This window comes from Streptomyces sp. NPDC002809 (genome assembly GCF_040295435.1).
Taxonomy (GTDB): domain Bacteria; phylum Actinomycetota; class Actinomycetes; order Streptomycetales; family Streptomycetaceae; genus Streptomyces.
The window spans coordinates 87,734-104,167 of record NZ_JBEOVJ010000001.1; the positions used below are offsets into that span (position 1 = coordinate 87,734).

General features: G+C 70.5%; 18 protein-coding genes, 1 tRNA gene and 1 pseudogene. 17 read left to right on the forward strand and 3 right to left on the reverse strand.

Going from position 1 to position 16,434, the window contains the following annotated elements; translation table 11 throughout:
* Positions 1-56 precede the first annotated feature (56 nt).
* The 4 genes and pseudogenes from ABT025_RS00385 to ABT025_RS00400 all read left to right on the forward strand — a co-directional run bounded on the left by ABT025_RS00385 (position 57) and on the right by ABT025_RS00400 (position 2,600).
* Positions 57-344, forward strand: a complete 288-nt coding sequence (locus ABT025_RS00385; protein ID WP_502971865.1) for a DUF3303 family protein — start codon at positions 57-59, stop codon at positions 342-344.
* A 427-nt stretch (positions 345-771) separates the two neighbouring features.
* Positions 772-1,185 carry a YciI family protein gene (locus tag ABT025_RS00390; RefSeq protein WP_350988158.1) on the forward strand — a complete coding sequence of 138 codons (414 nt, stop codon included), beginning with the start codon at positions 772-774 and terminating at the stop codon, positions 1,183-1,185.
* 91 nt (positions 1,186-1,276) lie between these two features.
* Positions 1,277-1,777: pseudogene (locus ABT025_RS00395) on the forward strand (DUF6596 domain-containing protein); the annotation flags it as partial.
* A gap of 202 nt (positions 1,778-1,979) precedes the next feature.
* Complete coding sequence (locus ABT025_RS00400) at positions 1,980-2,600, forward strand: HhH-GPD-type base excision DNA repair protein (protein ID WP_350988160.1); 621 nt, start codon at positions 1,980-1,982, stop codon at positions 2,598-2,600.
* 26 nt (positions 2,601-2,626) lie between these two features.
* On the opposite strand, the gene ABT025_RS00405 is transcribed toward ABT025_RS00400, so the two are convergent.
* Positions 2,627-4,282 (reverse strand): helicase HerA-like domain-containing protein, encoded by a 1,656-nt coding sequence (locus tag ABT025_RS00405; protein ID WP_350988162.1) that lies wholly within the window; start codon positions 4,280-4,282, stop codon positions 2,627-2,629.
* Positions 4,283-4,385: 103 nt separating this feature from the next.
* Between ABT025_RS00405 and ABT025_RS00410 the strand changes: the two genes are divergently transcribed.
* Together ABT025_RS00410 and ABT025_RS00415 are read left to right on the forward strand one after the other, a co-directional pair.
* Positions 4,386-4,682, forward strand: a complete 297-nt coding sequence (locus tag ABT025_RS00410) for a type II toxin-antitoxin system VapB family antitoxin (protein WP_073736427.1) — start codon at positions 4,386-4,388, stop codon at positions 4,680-4,682.
* A gap of 145 nt (positions 4,683-4,827) precedes the next feature.
* The gene (locus ABT025_RS00415; protein ID WP_350988480.1) at positions 4,828-5,424 is read left to right on the forward strand and encodes a LytR C-terminal domain-containing protein; all 597 of its coding nucleotides are present in this window, start codon (positions 4,828-4,830) and stop codon (positions 5,422-5,424) included.
* Positions 5,425-5,533: 109 nt separating this feature from the next.
* On the opposite strand, the gene upp is transcribed toward ABT025_RS00415, so the two are convergent.
* A complete protein-coding gene (upp, locus tag ABT025_RS00420; protein WP_350988165.1) occupies positions 5,534-6,169 on the reverse strand; it encodes a uracil phosphoribosyltransferase in 636 nt (211 codons plus the stop codon).
* Between the two features lie 102 nt (positions 6,170-6,271).
* Between upp and ABT025_RS00425 the strand changes: the two genes are divergently transcribed.
* The 9 genes from ABT025_RS00425 (at position 6,272) to ABT025_RS00465 (ending at position 12,220) form a co-directional block, all read left to right on the forward strand.
* Positions 6,272-6,481, forward strand: coding sequence for a hypothetical protein (locus ABT025_RS00425; RefSeq protein WP_350988167.1), 210 nt, complete (start codon positions 6,272-6,274; stop codon positions 6,479-6,481).
* A gap of 250 nt (positions 6,482-6,731) precedes the next feature.
* On the forward strand, positions 6,732-7,295 hold the full coding sequence (locus tag ABT025_RS00430; protein WP_350988169.1) for a tRNA adenosine deaminase-associated protein: 564 nt from the start codon (positions 6,732-6,734) through the stop codon (positions 7,293-7,295).
* A 9-nt stretch (positions 7,296-7,304) separates the two neighbouring features.
* The gene (tadA, locus tag ABT025_RS00435; protein ID WP_502971866.1) at positions 7,305-7,817 is read left to right on the forward strand and encodes a tRNA adenosine(34) deaminase TadA; all 513 of its coding nucleotides are present in this window, start codon (positions 7,305-7,307) and stop codon (positions 7,815-7,817) included.
* A 78-nt stretch (positions 7,818-7,895) separates the two neighbouring features.
* A tRNA-Ser gene (locus ABT025_RS00440) sits at positions 7,896-7,980 on the forward strand.
* Positions 7,981-8,512: 532 nt separating this feature from the next.
* Positions 8,513-8,677: a hypothetical protein gene (locus tag ABT025_RS00445; protein ID WP_187285206.1), complete on the forward strand. Its 165-nt coding sequence runs from the start codon at positions 8,513-8,515 to the stop codon at positions 8,675-8,677.
* An 11-nt stretch (positions 8,678-8,688) separates the two neighbouring features.
* Positions 8,689-8,982, forward strand: coding sequence for a Dabb family protein (locus tag ABT025_RS00450; protein WP_326737522.1), 294 nt, complete (start codon positions 8,689-8,691; stop codon positions 8,980-8,982).
* Positions 8,983-9,406: 424 nt separating this feature from the next.
* Entirely contained in the window at positions 9,407-10,213 is an 807-nt protein-coding gene (locus ABT025_RS00455) for an RNA polymerase sigma factor SigF (protein ID WP_350988485.1), read from the forward strand.
* Positions 10,214-10,447: 234 nt separating this feature from the next.
* Entirely contained in the window at positions 10,448-11,314 is an 867-nt protein-coding gene (locus ABT025_RS00460) for an RNA polymerase sigma factor SigF (protein ID WP_350988172.1), read from the forward strand.
* 57 nt (positions 11,315-11,371) lie between these two features.
* Positions 11,372-12,220 carry a hypothetical protein gene (locus ABT025_RS00465; protein WP_350988174.1) on the forward strand — a complete coding sequence of 283 codons (849 nt, stop codon included), beginning with the start codon at positions 11,372-11,374 and terminating at the stop codon, positions 12,218-12,220.
* Between the two features lie 52 nt (positions 12,221-12,272).
* On the opposite strand, the gene ABT025_RS00470 is transcribed toward ABT025_RS00465, so the two are convergent.
* Complete coding sequence (locus ABT025_RS00470) at positions 12,273-12,485, reverse strand: hypothetical protein (protein WP_350988176.1); 213 nt, start codon at positions 12,483-12,485, stop codon at positions 12,273-12,275.
* 778 nt (positions 12,486-13,263) lie between these two features.
* Here ABT025_RS00470 and ABT025_RS00475 point away from each other — a divergent pair.
* Both ABT025_RS00475 and ABT025_RS00480 read left to right on the forward strand, forming a co-directional pair.
* A complete protein-coding gene (locus ABT025_RS00475; protein WP_350988178.1) occupies positions 13,264-13,785 on the forward strand; it encodes a MarR family winged helix-turn-helix transcriptional regulator in 522 nt (173 codons plus the stop codon).
* A 101-nt stretch (positions 13,786-13,886) separates the two neighbouring features.
* A complete protein-coding gene (locus ABT025_RS00480) occupies positions 13,887-16,289 on the forward strand; it encodes an MFS transporter (RefSeq protein WP_502971868.1) in 2,403 nt (800 codons plus the stop codon).
* Positions 16,290-16,434 lie beyond the last annotated feature (145 nt).

Sequence of the window (16,434 nt, forward strand, 5' to 3'; positions counted from 1 at the left end):
CGCGGGCGGATCCGCGCCGCCCGCGGCACGGCGGAAGGAGTCACACCATGAGGGTCATGCTGCGAGCACAGCTGGACACACAGCTCGCGAACGAAGCGGTCAGGAACGGCACCCTGCCGCAGATCATGAAGTCGCTCGCGGAGCGCCTCAAGCCGGAGGCGGCCTACTTCGGCCCCAGCGAGGGCAAGCGCTGCTGCACCTTCGTCTTCGACATGCAGGACAGTTCGCTGCTGCCCTCCATCGCGGAGCCGCTCTTCGAGGGGCTCGGCGCGACGATCGAGATCCAGCCGGTCATGAACACCGAGGACATGCAGAAGGGCCTTGCCGCGCTGAAGCAAGGCTGAAGACGGAGCAAGCACGGAGCAAGGACGGAGCAGCCCAGAAGCAGGGCCGGAGCAACGCTGAAGCAGGCCGCCCTCCGCTCGGCGCCGCCGGCGACTCCCCCGCCGGTCCGCCCGCCCCTGCCCATCCCTCGGGTCCGCCCGCCCCCGCCCATTCCTCGGTCCGCCCGCCCCCGCCCGTCGCTCCGTGCCGCCCGCAGGGAACCGGCCGACGCGCCGCGCGCACCGTCACAGCACGGGGCCGACGCGCCGCGCGCACCGTCGTGGCGCCAGGGTGCCGGGGTGCCAGGGCGCCTGGGCCGTTCCGGGAGTTCTCGGCGCTTCCCGGGAAACTCCCCGGCGCGGTGTCGAGAACCGTCGCCCCTCTCCGACGTCCCCTGTGAGAGTCGCCCACGAGAGGCGGCAGCAACCCGGACGAGGGAGCGGAATCATGAAGTACCTGGTGATGGTGCAGGGCTCGCAGGCCGACTACGAGGCGATGCGCGGGACCGCGTCCGCCGGCAATCCGGCCTGGAGCGAGGCAGACGTGCAGGCCATGTTCTCGTTCATGGGCGCGGTCAACAACGATCTCGCCGAGACGGGTGAGCTCATCGACGCCCAGGGCCTGGTCGAACCGGCGAAGACCCGGTTCGTCTCCGCGGGCGAGGACGGCCGTCCCGTGATCACCGACGGCCCCTACGGGGAGACGAAGGAACTGCTCGCCGGGTACTGGGTGCTCGAATGCGAGAGCCTGGACCGGGTCACGGAGATCGCCGCGCGCGTCACGCAGTGTCCTGCGCCCGCCGGAGCGCCTGTCCGCCCGGTGGTCATCCGGGCGATCGACAGCGGCGGAGGCGATGTGTGAAACGTACGACCGAGGTCGAGGACCTGTTACGGCTGCACGCCCCGCAGGTCCTCGGCGCGCTGGTGCGCCGGTACGGGCGCTTCGACGGGACCGCACGGGACCGCACGGCGAGCTGATCCCGCTCGACGAGCAGGACCGCAGCCGATGGGACCGGGCGGCTGTCGCCGAGGGCACCGCCCTGGTCGAGGAGGCCCTGCGCGAGGGACCGGCCGGGCCCGCCCTGTCAGGTTCAGGCGGCCATCGCGGCGCTGCACGACGAGGCGGCCCGCGCCGAGGACACGACTGGCCGCAGATCCTGGCGCTGTACGACGTCCTCGTACGGATCGCCCCCGAGCCGATGGCCGAACTGAGCCGGGCCGTCGCCGTCGCCGTCGCCATGGTGCACGGTCCGCACGCCGGGCCGGCCGAGGCCGATGTCCTCGTCGACCGGCTGGCGGGCCACCACCGGCAGGACGCCGTCCGCGCCCACCTGCCGGAACGGGCCGGCGACACGGAGGGTGTCCGCGCCGCCCACCGCTCAGCGGCCTCCGGGACCCTCAGCATCCCGGAGGCCCGCTACCTGAACCGCCGCGCGGACCGCCTCGAAGGCTGACACGGCTTCGTACCCCCGAGTCACGCGGTGCCCGATGCCCCGCACCCGGCACCCCGGCACCCCTCAACGTGGAAGCAGCGAAGGTAACAAAGGCAACGAAAACGACACAGAATATATACAAACAGCGGCAAACGGCTGCAAACGGATGTACCGGCGGTGGTTTCACTGGCCGTCGTGCCCCCGGCTCGCAATCATCGGGTCCATGACCGACAGCAACCAGGGCCGGGACGTCACCCTCCGGATCGCTCAGCAGCCGGAGGCGGACGAGCTTCTCGCGCGCAGCCCGCTCGCCGCCCTCGTGGGCATGCTGCTGGACCAGCAGGTGCCGATGGAGTGGGCGTTCTCCGGACCGTACGCACTGGCGCAGCGCATGGGCGAAAACGATCTGGACGCCCATGAGATCGCGGCGTACGACCCCGAGGCCTTCACCCAGCTCTTCACCGACAAACCCGCTCTGCACCGATACCCGGGTTCGATGGCCAAGCGGGTGCAGCAGCTGTGCCAGTACCTGGTGGCGCAGTACGACGGCGAGGCAAGCGCGGTGTGGACCGGGGCCACCACCGGGGCGGAGCTGCGGAGACGGCTCAACGCCCTGCCCGGGTTCGGCACCCAGAAGGCCCAGATCTTCCTGGCCCTGCTGGGCAAGCAGTTCGGTGTCCGGCCGCCGGGCTGGCGGGAGGCGGCGGGACCGTACGGGGAGGCAGGCTCGCACCGTTCGGTCGCCGACATCACCGGCCCCGATTCGCTCGCCGAGGTCCGCGCCTTCAAGCAGGAGGCCAAACAGGTCGCGAAGGCCGCCAAGGCGGCGGCCAAGAGCAAATGAGCCCGTCCCGGCCCACCGGGTACGCGCTACCGCCTGCGGCGTGCCGTGCCGAACAGCGAGCGTGAGATCTCCCGTCCCATCTGCGTCCCCACAGACCGGGCAAGCGACTTGAACATCCCGCTGCCGACCACCTGTCGCACCAGCGAAGAGTCGTCCTCGGAGCTTCCGCCCGAGTGTCCGGCCGGCTGTTCGCCGGACGTGACCGCGGCCTCCACCGCGGCCCTGTCGGCAGCTTCGGCGGCCGACCGCTGCTCCGCGTCCTGGGCGGCGCCCAGCTTCTCGTACGCCGACTCCCGGTCCACGGCCTGCGCATAACGTCCGTACAGCGAGGAGCCCTTCACCGCCGCGTCCAGTTCCGCCGCCGGGCACGGCCCCATCAGCGACTGCGGGGCGCGCAGCCTGATCGCGGCGACGGGCGTCGGCGCGCCCTGCTCGCTCAGCACGGTGATCACCGCCTCGCCGGTGCCGAGACCGGTCAGCAGCTCCTCCAGGTCGTACGGCGAGTTCGGGAAGGTCCTCACCGTCGCCCGCAGCGCCTTCGCGTCGTCCGGGGTGAAGGCCCGCAACGCGTGCTGGACCCGGTTGCCGAGCTGTCCCAGGACGTCGGCGGGGACATCGCGCGGTGTCTGCGTGACGAAGAAGATGCCCACGCCCTTGGACCGGATCAGCCGCACGGTCTGCGTGATCGACTCCAGGAACGCCGGTGAGGCCCCGTCGAACAGCAGATGTGCCTCGTCGAAGAAGAAGACGAGCTTGGGCCGGTCCAGGTCGCCGACCTCCGGCAGGTCGTGGAAGAGGTCGGCGAGCAGCCACATCAGGAAGGTCGAGAAGAGCTGCGGTCTGTCCTGCACGGCGGCCAGTTCGAGTACGGAGACCAGGCCCCGCCCGTCCGGCGCCTGCCGCAGCAGCTCGGCTGTGTCGAACTCGGGTTCGCCGAAGAAGCCGGCCGCACCCTGCTGCTCGAACGCGGTGACCGAGCGCAGGATCACTCCGGCCGTGGCCGTCGAGAGCCCGCCGATCCCCTTGAGCTCCGCCCGGCCGGTGTCCGATACGAGGAAGGCGGCCACGGACCGCAGGTCCTTGAGGTCCACCAGGTCGAGCCCCTTGGCGTCGGCGTAGTGGAAGATCAGGCCGAGCGACTGCTCCTGCGTCCGGTTGAGGCCGAGCACCTTGGCGAGCAGGACGGGACCGAAGCCGGTGACGGTCGCCCGCAGCGGGATGCCGGGGCCGATGCCGCCCAGCGCGTAGAACTCGGTGGGGAAGCCGGCGGGCGTCCACTCCTGTCCGACCTGACCGGCGCGCGCGGCGACCTTGTCGCCCGGGGCGCCGGGAGACGCGATCCCGGAGATGTCGCCCTTCATGTCGGCGAGGAAGACCGGCACCCCGTTCGCCGACAGCTGTTCCGCGATCAGCTGGAGCGTCTTGGTCTTGCCGGTGCCCGTGGCCCCCGCGACGAGACCGTGCCGGTTGAGCATGCCGAGCGGGACGCGGATCTGCGCGCCGGGCAGACACGTGCCGTCCCAGAGCAGTGCGCCGAGGTCGAGAGCGGGCCCGGCGATGTCATATCCGGCCGCGATCTCCCGCGCCTGCGGCGGCAGTACGCCGTCCGCGCCGGTGCCACCGCTCGCACCACCCTCTGCGCTCCCGGCCGCGCCCCCGCCCGTGCTGTCGCTCTCGTTCATCACGGCCTCAATTCCGGAATGGAGGCTTATATGCCTCCCCGGTCAGCATCGCAGTCCCCTTCCATGGCTGCGCCCGGAGGCCCTTGACCGGTAGGCTTTCCGTGTGATCTTCAAGCGCATCGGAAATGGGCAGCCCTATCCCGACCACGGCCGGGAAAGCACCCGGCAGTGGGCGGATGTCGCGCCGCGCCCGGTCCGCCTCGACCAGCTCGTGACCACCAAGGGCCAGCTGGACCTCGAAACGCTCCTCGCCGAGGACTCCACGTTCTACGGCGACCTCTTCGCGCACGTCGTGAAGTGGCAGGGCGACCTGTACCTGGAGGACGGACTGCACCGCGCCGTCCGCGCCGCGCTCCAGCAGCGCCAGGTGCTGCACGCCCGCGTGCTCGAACTCGGCTGAGGCGCCACACCGTCCCGTTCGACTCCACCGGGGTTCGTTCGAGTGCACTTTCGCACTCGGACGGGTGCGATCCGTCGATCATCAAATAGTCATCATCTCCGGGTCGCACTACGCTGCGCCCATGAGCATGCTCACTCCCCCCGGCATGGGCGGAAAGTACCGCATCACGGGTGACAAGTACCCACGCATGCGACGCCCCCGCCGCCGCAGCAAACTGGTCCTCACGGCCATCGCCTCCGTGGTCGCCCTCGGGCTCGCCGGATGGGGCACGCTGCAGCTCATCGATGTCTTCACGGGCGGCGACAAGCAGGCAAGCGCCGCCGACCGCAAGGCGGACTGCCCGACCGCCAAGCCGTCCCCGCCCGCGAAGGTCCTGCCGAAGCCCGCGAAGATCACGGTCAACGTCTACAACGCGACACCGCGTGGCGGACTGGCCAAGGCGGCGGCCGATGAGCTGAAGAAGCGCGGCTTCACCATCGGCAAGGTGGGCAACGCCTCCGCCTCGTACGACAAGAAGGTCCCCGGGACCGGCATACTGCTGGGCGCTCCGGCCGCGCTCAACGGCACGTTCCCGGTGCTCGGCACGCAGCTGCCGGGCGCGACGACGAAGACCGACGCCCGCAAGGGCGCGGACGTCGATCTGATCATCGGGACGAAGTTCAAGTCGTTCAGCACGCCGCAGGCGGCAGCCACCGCGCTGACCACCCTCACGAAGCCGGCCCCGGCGCCGTCCTCCTGCTGAAGGACGGCGACCGGACACAGCCGGACCGAACACAGCGGCCGGGGCGCTCGAAGAGCACCCCGGCCGTGGGCCGTGCCGTGTCCTGCGCCCGCCAGGAGCGGGACAGCCCTCAGCCGACGGTGCCGTACATCCGGTCCCCGGCGTCACCGAGGCCCGGCACGATGTAGCCGTTCTCGTTGAGCCGCTCGTCGACCGAGGCGGTGACCACGGTGACCGGCGTCCCCGCCAGCTCGCGCTCCATCACCTCGACGCCCTCGGGCGCCGCGAGCAGCACGACCGCGGTGACATCGTCCGCACCGCGCTTGATCAGCTCCTGGATGGCCGCGACCAGCGTGCCGCCGGTGGCGAGCATCGGGTCCAGGACGTACACCTGGCGGCCCGAGAGGTCCTCCGGCATGCGGGTCGCGTACGTGGACGCCTGGAGCGTCTCCTCGTCGCGGATCATGCCCAGGAAGCCCACCTCGGCGGTCGGCAGCAGCCGCACCATGCCGTCGAGCATGCCGAGACCGGCCCGCAGGATCGGCACGACCAGAGGTCGGGGGTGCGACAGCTTCACGCCGGTGGTGGGTGTCACCGGGGTCTCGATGTCGACCTGTTCGGTGCGCACATCGCGGGTGGCCTCGTACGCGAGCAGGGTGACCAGCTCGTCGGCGAGGCGCCGGAAGGTCGGGGAGTCGGTGCGCTTGTCGCGCAGGGTGGTGAGTTTGTGCGCGACCAGCGGGTGGTCGACGACGTGGATCCGCATGGCACCAACAGTAGCCGCGCCTCCCGTACCCGTGCGCTGGCATCAACCGCACGTTCGGGGGGAAGGTGGGGGCATACGGACCCAGCTGGGGGTGACGAGCCGATGCCGGACGGGGCGAAGCAGGAGCGGGACGCGCCGGACGCGCGCGAAGCGCAGGACGCGCCGGAGACCGATGCGCAGCGTCGCAGGCGCCGCGCCCAGTTCCTCCGCGAGCTTCACGAGGCCAAGGCGCTCCGCGACCGGGTCCAGCCTCGCCGGGTCAAGGCCGCCAGAATGCGCCAGGCCATGCGGATGCGGACGTTCCGCTGGTAGCCGTCCGACCGGGTGGAGGAACCCCCAGGTGGCGGCGTCGGAGAGAACTGATGGCCGACGCAACGGCGGAACTGCTCTCGCGAAGCCCTCGTTTCTGCCACGATTCCGATGGGCGGGACGCAGGGCAGCCGGACCACCGACTGCCTTCCCGCCGGACCGACACGCTCAGGGTCTTTCGTTGGGATCGGAGCCTGCTCCCTGATCCGGCCTGTTCCGAACGAGAGTCTCTAAGACCAGTGGGAGAGTCACGGTGTACTTCGCCGCACTGCTCGCGCGCACCGAAGACGGGTGGAAAGCGAGCGACACGGAGCTCGACGATGTGGAGTCTCTGTCCGATCTGACGGATCTGGCCCGTGAGGCCTCGGTGGACGAGGACACGGTGCTCGTCTTCATCGAGCAGGAGGACGCCTGGTTCGGCGTCATCCGGGTGGACGGTGAGGAGGACCCGCGTATCTACGTCTCGAACGCCTCCGCCGCCGCCCGCTCCTCGTACGGGGAGATCCTGCTCACCGACGAACTGCTCGGCCGCGAACCCGGGGCCGAAGTCACGATTGCCGCCCTCGAAGAGCTCGTCGGCCTCGACGGTACGGAGGACGGCGGGCCGGAAACCCCCGACAACCACAACGACAACGCCGGCACCGACGATGACGACGGGCCGGACGCCGACGTCGTACCTGCGGGTCCGCTCGGCGACACCGGGGTGCTGTCCGACCTCGGGCTCCCCGAGGCGGAGCTGCTGATGCTGCGGACGGACGCGCTGGCGGAGATCGCGGACGCGCTGGGAGCGGCCGAGGTCCTGGAGACCGTCCGTTAGGGTCCGCGGGTGACCGAAGCACCGCACCCGCACGCCCCCTGCCCAGCGCAGTACCTGTCGCACGATCCCGTACGGGACCCGTGGCGGGCGCCCATGCGCCGCGCCCTGGACGAGGCCGACCGGGCGGCGGCGGCCGGCGATGTGCCGGTCGGCGCCGTCGTCCTCGCCCCGGACGGGACCCTGCTCGCCACGGGCCACAACGAACGCGAGGCGACCGGCGACCCCACGGCGCACGCCGAGATCCTCGCCCTGCGCCGGGCCGCCGCCGCCCTCGGCGAATGGCGGCTGTCCGGATGCACGCTCGTCGTCACCCTGGAGCCCTGCACCATGTGCGCGGGCGCCCTGGTGCAGTCCCGCGTGGGCCGGGTCGTCTACGGCGCCCGGGACGAGAAGGCCGGAGCGGCCGGATCGCTCTGGGACGTCGTACGGGACCGGCGGCTCAACCACCGCCCCGAGGTGATCCACGGCGTCCTGGAGACCGACTGCGCGGCCCTCCTGACAGCCTTCTTCCGCGACCGCTGACCCGGCGTCCCCGTACGCGCGGGGCGTTGCGCGGAATCGGATTTCGACGGACGGCCGAGATGGTCTAAGCTCTCTCTCGGTAGCGTGTCCGAGCGGCCGAAGGAGCTCGCCTCGAAAGCGAGTGTGGGGAAACTCACCGAGGGTTCAAATCCCTCCGCTACCGCTCTTGTGAAGGGCCCGACGCACAGCGTCGGGCCCTTCGAGTTTTCCGCCCCGCGCCCGTTCCGTCGGCGTCTGTTCCGCCCCGCGGCTTGTTCCACCCGTGTCTGTTCCGCCCGCGCCTGTTCCACCTCGCGCCGATGGCGCAGCGGGCATGACAGATGGCCCCGGGTCCGACGGCGGTCGGGCCCGGGGCCATCTGTGCGCTCGGGTCGGGGGAAGCGGCATCGGGGGGACAAGCCGCTCCCCCCGATGAGAACAGGCCCTACCAGCCCTCGCCGCGATCGGGGGTAGGCCGCGGCGAGAACCCCACAGAGAGGTCCTGTTCCTCGCCCCTCGGATTCCTGCCACATCCGCTGGGCTCATCCACCATCCTGCCGCTCCACAGAAGCCACGTGGGCGGGCAAAGGGCCCCTGTCTCCGGGCCCTTGGTCCCTAAAGACCGGATGAGTGATCGGAAACAGCAGGCCGATACGGCCATGTGTGCGGATAGACTCGCCCGACTGCACAGGGGATCGAAGGGGAGTACGGGGCCGATGGTGCAAGCAAAGAAGATCGCTCTCTACCTGATAGTCGTCTTCGTGCTCTACACGATCATCACGTCCCCTGCCCGGGCCGCGGATCTCGTCCAGGTAGGGTTCGAAGGCGTTTCGGACGCCGCACAGGGCGTCGGCGACTTCATGTCCGAGCTCGTGAAGTAGGAGTACCCCCCATGATCCGCCATCTGGTCCTGTTCAAGCTGAACGACGGCGTCGAGCGGGACGATCCGCGGGTCGTCGCAGGCGCCGAGGCCTTCCGGGGACTGGCGGACAAGGTGCCCGGGCTGGAGTTCTGGGAGTGCGCCTGGAACATCACCGACCGGCCGATCGCGTACGACTTCGCCATCAACTCCGCAGTCGCCGACGAGGCCGCGCTGAAGAGCTACATCGAGCATCCGGCCCACCAGGCAGCTGCCGGGCAGTGGCGCGAATTCGCCACCTGGGTGATCGCCGACTACCCGTTCTGACGCCTTCGGCCCTGCGAGCCCCTCACCACGACGGTGAGGGGCTTTCTTTGTGTTTAAACCGCTTCGAGGTCAACACGGCGCTATGGGGTGCTTGCACATAGTGGACATGTCTTGTGATGCTATGACCGCTTTTGACGGATGAGTTGACCGAAGTTGACCGCGAAGGGGTGGCATCATCGTGCCGGCCAGTACAGCACCGCAAGTGCCTCCCCAGACCGTCCAGGCCGTCCAGGCCGCCCGGACGGCGTCGGCGGCACAGACACCCCCGGCGCCCCCTGCGTCCCAGCCGTCTCAGCCGTCCTCGGCGCCCCAGTCGGTCCAGGCACCCCAGGTATCCGCGACGCCCCAGGCACCTCTCACAGCCCAGACGGCCCAGGCGACCCAGACGACCCAGGCGACCCAGACGACCCAGGCAGCCCAGACGATCCAGACCGAGACGCCCGACGACACCGTCCCGCCCGGCAGGACACGTGGTGCCGACACCAGGGCCCTCACCCAGGTGCTCTTCGGCCGCCTCCAGGGCCTGGAGGCGGGCACCGCGGAGCACGGCCGGGTCCGGGCGGCGCTGATCGAGGCCAACCTCCCTCTCGTCCGGTACGCCGCCGCACGGTTCCGCAGCCGCAACGAGCCGATGGAGGACGTCGTCCAGGTCGGCACCATCGGCCTGATCAACGCCATCGACCGGTTCGATCCCGAACGCGGGGTCCAGTTCCCCACCTTCGCGATGCCGACGGTCGTCGGTGAGATCAAGCGGTACTTCCGGGACAACGTGCGGACCGTCCACGTGCCGCGCCGGCTCCACGAGCTCTGGGTCCAGGTCACCGGCGCCACCGAGGACCTGACGACCGCTCACGGCCGCTCCCCCACCACCGCGGAGATCGCCGAACGGCTGAAGATCTCCGAGGAGGAGGTGCTGGCCTGCATCGAGGCCGGCCGCTCGTACCACGCGACCTCGCTCGAAGCCGCCCAGGAGGGCGACGGGCTGCCCGGACTGCTGGACCGGCTCGGTTACGAGGACCCCGCCCTGGCCGGCGTCGAACACCGAGATCTGGTCCGGCACCTGCTCGTACAACTGCCCGAACGCGAACAGCGGATCCTGATGCTCCGCTACTACAGCAACCTGACGCAGTCCCAGATCAGCGCCGAACTGGGAGTCTCCCAGATGCATGTGTCAAGACTCCTGGCCCGAAGTTTCGCCCGACTTCGATCCGCAAACAGGATCGAGGCGTAACCGGATCGGGTAGACCGGCTCCGAGGCGTTCCCCGCGGGCCAAAAGCCGCACACCCCTTGTTAACTGCGCAGACTCCCCCGGAACTTGTCGACAAGTCACTACAGCGTGTTGCCGACATGTGACATTCTGCGGGAACCGCGTTTGCCGCAGCCTCCCCTCCGGTATTCAGGTGGAGGCTGCGTTCCTCCGATGGTCGTGGCCACCGCGACCGTCCGCGACCTCAAGGGGGTGGCATGTCCGCAGAACAGGGCAGCTCGAAGGTGCTCACGCTCACCAAGAGCGCACCCGCACCCGTTGTGCTCACCAGCTCGCCGGAAGCCATCGACACCCGCACGCTGTCCCGCTCCCTGTTCCTGCGGCTTGCCGCGCTGGGTCCCGCACCGGGCCCCGACGGAACGGACACTCCGGAGCGCGCCTATGTGCGGGACACACTCATCGAGCTCAACCTGCCGCTGGTGCGTTATGCCGCGGCGCGGTTCCGCAGCCGCAACGAACCCATGGAGGACATCGTCCAGGTCGGCACGATCGGCCTGATCAAGGCGATCGACCGGTTCGACTGCGAACGCGGCGTGGAGTTCCCGACGTTCGCGATGCCCACCGTCGTCGGCGAGATCAAGCGCTTCTTCCGCGACACCTCGTGGTCGGTGCGGGTGCCGCGCCGGCTCCAGGAACTGCGGCTCGCCCTCACCAAGACCAGCGACGAGCTCGCCCAGAAGCTCGACCGATCGCCGACCGTCCCGGAACTGGCCAAGGCGCTCGGAGTCTCCGAGGAGGACGTCGTCGACGGCCTGGCCGTCGGCAACGCCTACACGGCCTCCTCGCTGGACTCGCCCTCGCCCGAGGACGACGGCGGCGAGGGCTCGCTGGCCGACCGGCTGGGGTACGAGGACGCGGCACTGGAGGGCGTCGAGTACCGCGAGTCGCTCAAGCCACTGCTGGCCAAACTCCCGCCGCGTGAACGCCAGATCATCATGCTGCGGTTCTTCGCCAACATGACCCAGTCGCAGATCGGCGAGGAGGTCGGCATCTCGCAGATGCACGTCTCACGTCTGCTGACCCGCACGCTCGCCCAGCTCAGGGAGGGGCTCATCGCCGACTGACCGGGAACCCCGATCCCGAGGGTTCCGATTTGACGGTCCGTCAGACACACTGACGCGATGCGACGTCAGACATTCGGCCGGACCGGCCGCCGGGGCACGGCGATCGCCGCCTCGGCGGCCGTACTGTGCCTGGGCGGGGCACTGGCGGGCTGTGGCGACCAGGCGGGCGGCGACGGCTACGTGGCGGTCGGCGCAGCCGGTGCGGGGCCGGCGAAGACGCCCACCGGGGCGGTGGCGCCCACCGGGAAGGTGACCCTGGTCCCGCTGGACGGGAAGCGCGGCGGCAGCGGGGGTACGGACCCGGGCCCGGGCTCCTCGGCGGCAGGCGGCGGCCCGGAGGGCCGGGGCGGCGACGCACGAGGCGCCGCGGGCGCCGCAGGCGGCACCGCGAGCGGCAGCGCGCAGCCGTCCGGCGCGTCCGGGGGCGGGGCAGACTCGACCGGCACCACCGGCACCACGGGTTCCACCGGCACCACGGGCAGCACCGGCTCGGGCGGCAGTGGCTCGGACACCGGCGGCGGTAGCGGCACCGACTCGGGCGACGGCGCCGGAAGCGGCTCCCCGGACCCCGCCACCCCATCGGCACCCGGCTCCACCGCGCCCGCCGCCCTGACCGTGAGCGCTCCCGTGCGCGCGGCGGCGGACGAGCGGTGGTGCGAGAAGGTGACCGTGGAGTTCCGCAACACCGGTGGCTCACCGGCGCGATCGGGCACCGTCACCTTCGCCACGCACATCATCGGCGGACTGGGGATCGACTGGGCGACCCGGGAATCGACAGCGCCGCTGCCCGTACCGATCGGCGCGGGAGCGGCGCGGAAGATGACGTACACCGTCTGTGTGGACGCCTGGCGGGTGCCCCTGGGCATGCATGTCGAGACCCGGGACGTGACCGCCGTCTGGAAGTGACGGGTGACTGGGAGGCTGCCTGGCGGCCTCCCAGGAGTGACCGGAGGGCCGGTCAGCCGAGCGCGAGCCAGGCGACCGCGCCGAGCACGACGACGACCGCGACGATCGCGGCGATCAGCCCGGTCCTCGGTCCGGACGACACGGCGGCGGGCTGCTGCCGGCGCTGCGGCTCGCCCTCGTCGACGAAGGCGCGGAACATCTGGGTGTTGCCTGCCGGGTCGCTGTTGCCTTCGGGACCCTGCGGGGCGTGGGGATTGTGTGCCATGTCGCAGGACCCTAGCGAACTCCGCGGAAGGGCCCAACCCCCGGGCGGTGAAGGCACGAGGCCCATAACCGGGGAACCGGTGAAGGAGGAGTGGGGACACGGCCCGGTCCGACGCGGCGGTGCCGAAGTCGCGACGGCTCGCTCCGCTCCAACCCTCCGGCGCGCAGGTCCAGTTGGGAGTCGCACCTGCGCCACCCCCCTCTGACGCACCCGTATATATGCGCGCCGGCCGGTTCGGCGTGCGCGCACGTGCGCCGAGGCCGGCCCCATGCGCGTATGTACGTGAAGGCCACCCCCCTATACGCGTACGTACGTGAACGCCCGCCCTCCGTACGCGTACGCGCGTGAAGACCGGCCCCCATGCGCGCGAGGACCGGCCGCTCCGCGCTCCGGGGGTCGGGCCGCACATCGCCGCAGGCGAGCTTCGGCAGGCGGCCGAGCAGCGCTGCGCGGGGACCCGGCGAGCGGCGGCGAACCATCCCCGGACCGCCCACGGCTCACCCTCCGGTCCACCCCCAGTCCACCCACGGCCCACCCTCCGGTCCACCCCCGGGCCCGCCCTCGGGTCCGGCGCAGGACGTCTTCACCACCGCCTCCACAGTGGCGCACGACACACATGCCACTCGCGCACCGCACACGCTGCGGGTTTGACTCGCGCCCTACGCAGCCTTTTGCGTTCCTTTACTTCTGCAAGGCCCTTTTCGTTTGCCTGCAGCAACCAACGGCTTCTATGGTTGCCCTAAGCAACAAGATGACCGGTGAGATGTCTGGGGGTCCCGTGGCCGCACGGAGTCAGTACGAAGAACTGGCCCGGCAGCTCAGCGCCATCGGTGCCGTCAAACGTGGCCTGGCCCGCATCCTCCCCGCCGAGTGCCCTGCCGGCTCCGCCGCCGTACTGGCGCTGCTGCGTCAGCACGGCGAAATACGGATCAGCAGACTGGCGGAGCTCCTCTCGGTCGACATGTCGGTGACCAGCCGGCACGTCGCTCACGTGGCGGAACGCGGCTGGATCGAGCGGTCCCCGGACCCGGCGGACAAGCGCTCCCGCATCCTGCGGCTGACCCCCGCGGGCAAGGGCGTGCTCGACGATCTGAACTGCCGGACGACCGAGATGTTCGCCCATCACCTTCAGGATTGGTCCGACGAAGAGGTCGGACAGCTCAACACGTTGTTGGCCCGGCTGCGCGACAGCTTCTCCTGCCGCGGCTCCGGCGGGTGCGCCCCCGGAAAGCACAGCGGCGACTGCCGCACCCGGCCCACCGACAGCCACGACGGCTCGTACACCCGTACACCCGTGTAACAGAAGCAAAGAGAAGGATCTAAATGGCTACGACCACACCAACCGGTGTGCGGGGCGGCCACGCCAAGCACGGAGGGAACGACTCCTCCGACGGCACGCCGATGACACACCGGCAGATCATGGAGGCGCTCACCGGGCTGATGCTCGGCATGTTCGTCGCGATTCTGTCGTCCACCGTCGTCACCAACGCCCTGCCGGAGATCATCTCCGACCTCGGCGGCGGTCAGAGCGCCTACACCTGGGTCGTCACGGCCTCGCTGCTGGCCATGACCGCGACCACCCCCCTGTGGGGCAAGCTCTCCGACCTGTTCAGCAAGAAGCTGCTGGTCCAGATAGCACTCGTCATCTACGTCGCCGGCTCGGTCGTCGCCGGTCTCTCGACCAGCAGCGGCATGCTGATCGTCTGCCGTGTGGTGCAGGGCATCGGCGTCGGCGGTCTCTCCGCCCTCGCCCAGATCGTGATGGCCGCGATGATCGCCCCGCGTGAGCGCGGTCGCTACAGCGGCTACCTCGGCGCGGTCTTCGCCGTCGCCACCGTCGGCGGCCCCCTGCTCGGCGGTGTCATCACCGACACCAGCTGGATGGGCTGGCGCTGGTGCTTCTACGTCGGTGTGCCGTTCGCGGCCATCGCCCTCGTCGTGCTCCAGAAGACCCTGAAGCTCCCCGTCGTCAAGCGCGAGGTCAAGGTCGACTGGACCGGCGCCTTCTTCATCAGCGCCGCAGTCTCCCTGCTGCTCCTCTGGGTGACCTTCGCCGGTGACAAGTACGACTGGATGTCCTGGCAGACCGGTGCGATGCTCGCGGGCTCCGTGGTCCTCGCCCTGCTCTTCGTCTTCACCGAGTCCCGGGCCAGTGAGCCGATCATCCCGCTGCGGCTGTTCCGCAACCGGACCATCACGCTCGCCTCGCTCGCCTCGCTCTTCGTCGGTGTCTCCATGTTCGCGGGCACCGTCTTCTTCAGCCAGTACTTCCAGCTGGCGCGCGGCAAGTCGCCGACGATGTCCGGTGTGATGACGATCCCGATGATCGCGGGTCTCTTCCTCTCCTCGACACTCTCGGGCCAGATCATCACCAAGACGGGCCGCTGGAAGGCCTGGCTGGTCAGCGGTGGATTCCTGATCACGGCCGGGCTCGGCATGCTCGGCACCATCCGGTACGACACCGAGTACTGGCACATCGCGATCTTCATGTTCGTGATGGGTCTCGGCATCGGCATGATGATGCAGAACCTGGTGCTCGCCACCCAGAACCAGGTCGACCCCTCGGACCTCGGTTCGGCCAGCTCCGTCGTCACGTTCTTCCGTTCGCTCGGTGGCGCGATCGGTGTCTCGGCACTGGGCGCCGTCATGGCGAACCGGGTCACCCACTACGTCAAGGACGGTCTGGCGGACCTCGGTCCCAAGGGCGCGGCCATGGGCCACGGCGGCACCGGCGGCGGGGGCATCCCCGACCTGGACGCGCTGCCCGCACCGTTCCGTACGGTCGTGGAGTCCGCCTACGGGCACGGCGTCGGTGACGTCTTCCTGTACGCCGCTCCGGCCGCCCTGATCGCCTTCCTGATCACGATCTTCATCAAGGAGGTCGCGCTGAAGACGAACGCGGCCAACGACGCCCCGGTTCCGGCCCAGGCGGCCGCGCTCGCCGAGGTCCCGTCCGGTACCGCCGCGCCGGTCTTCGAGGGAACGGCCGGCACCACTGCGGTCGACACCCTCAAGGCCGCTCCGGTAGCCACCGCTCAGGGCACCGCGGTACGCGGTGTGGTCCGCGGCGCAGAGGGCGCACCCGTCGGCCGGGCCGCCGTCACGCTGATCTCGCTCGGCGGCCGGCAGCTGGGCATCTCGGTCGCACAGGCCGACGGCGGCTACGCACTGGACGCCCCGGGCGCCGGTTCGTACGTGCTGATCGCGTCGGCCGACGGCTTCCAGCCGCAGGCGTCCACCGTGGTCGTCGGCGACGAGCCGCTCGCGTACGACATCCTGCTCGCCGGTACGAGCGGCCTGGCAGGGGCCGTACGGGCCGCCGAGGGCGGCGCACCGGTCGAGGGCGCCATGGTCATCGTGACCGATGTGCGCGGCGACGTGCTGGCCACCGGCAAGTCGGGCGACGCGGGCGAGTTCACCTTCGGTGAGCTGGTCCCCGGTGCGGTGACCGTCGCGGTCAACGCGGCCGGCTTCCGTCCGCTGGCACTGCCGGTGGAGATCGGCGGCCAGGGTGTCACCCGGGTCGACGTCGCGCTGCAGTCCGGTGCGCTGGTGCAGGGTGTGGTGCGGGCCGGTTCCGGCCGGCTGCCGCTGCCCGACGCCCGCGTCACGCTGGTCGACGCGGCCGGCAACGTGATCGCCACCTCGACGACCGGGGAGGACGGGGCATACGCCTTCGCCGACCTGGACGCGGGCGAGTACTCGGTCATCGCGACCGGCTACCCGCCGGTGGCCGGCGCCCTTACTGTGGCCGGTCACGGGGTCGACGGCCACGACATCGAGCTCGCCCACCCCGGCGAGTAACCGGTCCGGGCACGTCCCGGACACGTAAGACCCCTGGCGGGACGGCACTTCGAGCGGAGAGTCTGTCCAGGCCGGCGGAAAATGGGCCCCGGCGGTGGGGACGGCAGGCAGGGGACGGCCTGCCGTCCCCGCCCCGGGGCCCGAC

Excerpts from the sequence above, each read along its gene's own strand:
- ABT025_RS00385 (WP_502971865.1), top strand. The coding sequence starts at position 57 with ATGCTGCGAGCACAGCTGGACACACAGCTCGCGAACGAAGCGGTCAGG.
- ABT025_RS00390 (WP_350988158.1), top strand. The coding sequence starts at position 772 with ATGAAGTACCTGGTGATGGTGCAGGGCTCGCAGGCCGACTACGAGGCG.
- ABT025_RS00400 (WP_350988160.1), top strand. The coding sequence starts at position 1,980 with ATGACCGACAGCAACCAGGGCCGGGACGTCACCCTCCGGATCGCTCAG.
- ABT025_RS00405 (WP_350988162.1), bottom strand. The coding sequence starts at position 4,282 with ATGAACGAGAGCGACAGCACGGGCGGGGGCGCGGCCGGGAGCGCAGAG.
- ABT025_RS00415 (WP_350988480.1), top strand. The coding sequence starts at position 4,828 with ATGGGCGGAAAGTACCGCATCACGGGTGACAAGTACCCACGCATGCGA.
- upp (WP_350988165.1), bottom strand. The coding sequence starts at position 6,169 with ATGCGGATCCACGTCGTCGACCACCCGCTGGTCGCGCACAAACTCACC.
- ABT025_RS00425 (WP_350988167.1), top strand. The coding sequence starts at position 6,272 with ATGCCGGACGGGGCGAAGCAGGAGCGGGACGCGCCGGACGCGCGCGAA.
- ABT025_RS00445 (WP_187285206.1), top strand. The coding sequence starts at position 8,513 with ATGGTGCAAGCAAAGAAGATCGCTCTCTACCTGATAGTCGTCTTCGTG.
- ABT025_RS00450 (WP_326737522.1), top strand. The coding sequence starts at position 8,689 with ATGATCCGCCATCTGGTCCTGTTCAAGCTGAACGACGGCGTCGAGCGG.
- ABT025_RS00460 (WP_350988172.1), top strand. The coding sequence starts at position 10,448 with ATGTCCGCAGAACAGGGCAGCTCGAAGGTGCTCACGCTCACCAAGAGC.
- ABT025_RS00465 (WP_350988174.1), top strand. The coding sequence starts at position 11,372 with ATGCGACGTCAGACATTCGGCCGGACCGGCCGCCGGGGCACGGCGATC.
- ABT025_RS00470 (WP_350988176.1), bottom strand. The coding sequence starts at position 12,485 with ATGGCACACAATCCCCACGCCCCGCAGGGTCCCGAAGGCAACAGCGAC.
- ABT025_RS00480 (WP_502971868.1), top strand. The coding sequence starts at position 13,887 with ATGACACACCGGCAGATCATGGAGGCGCTCACCGGGCTGATGCTCGGC.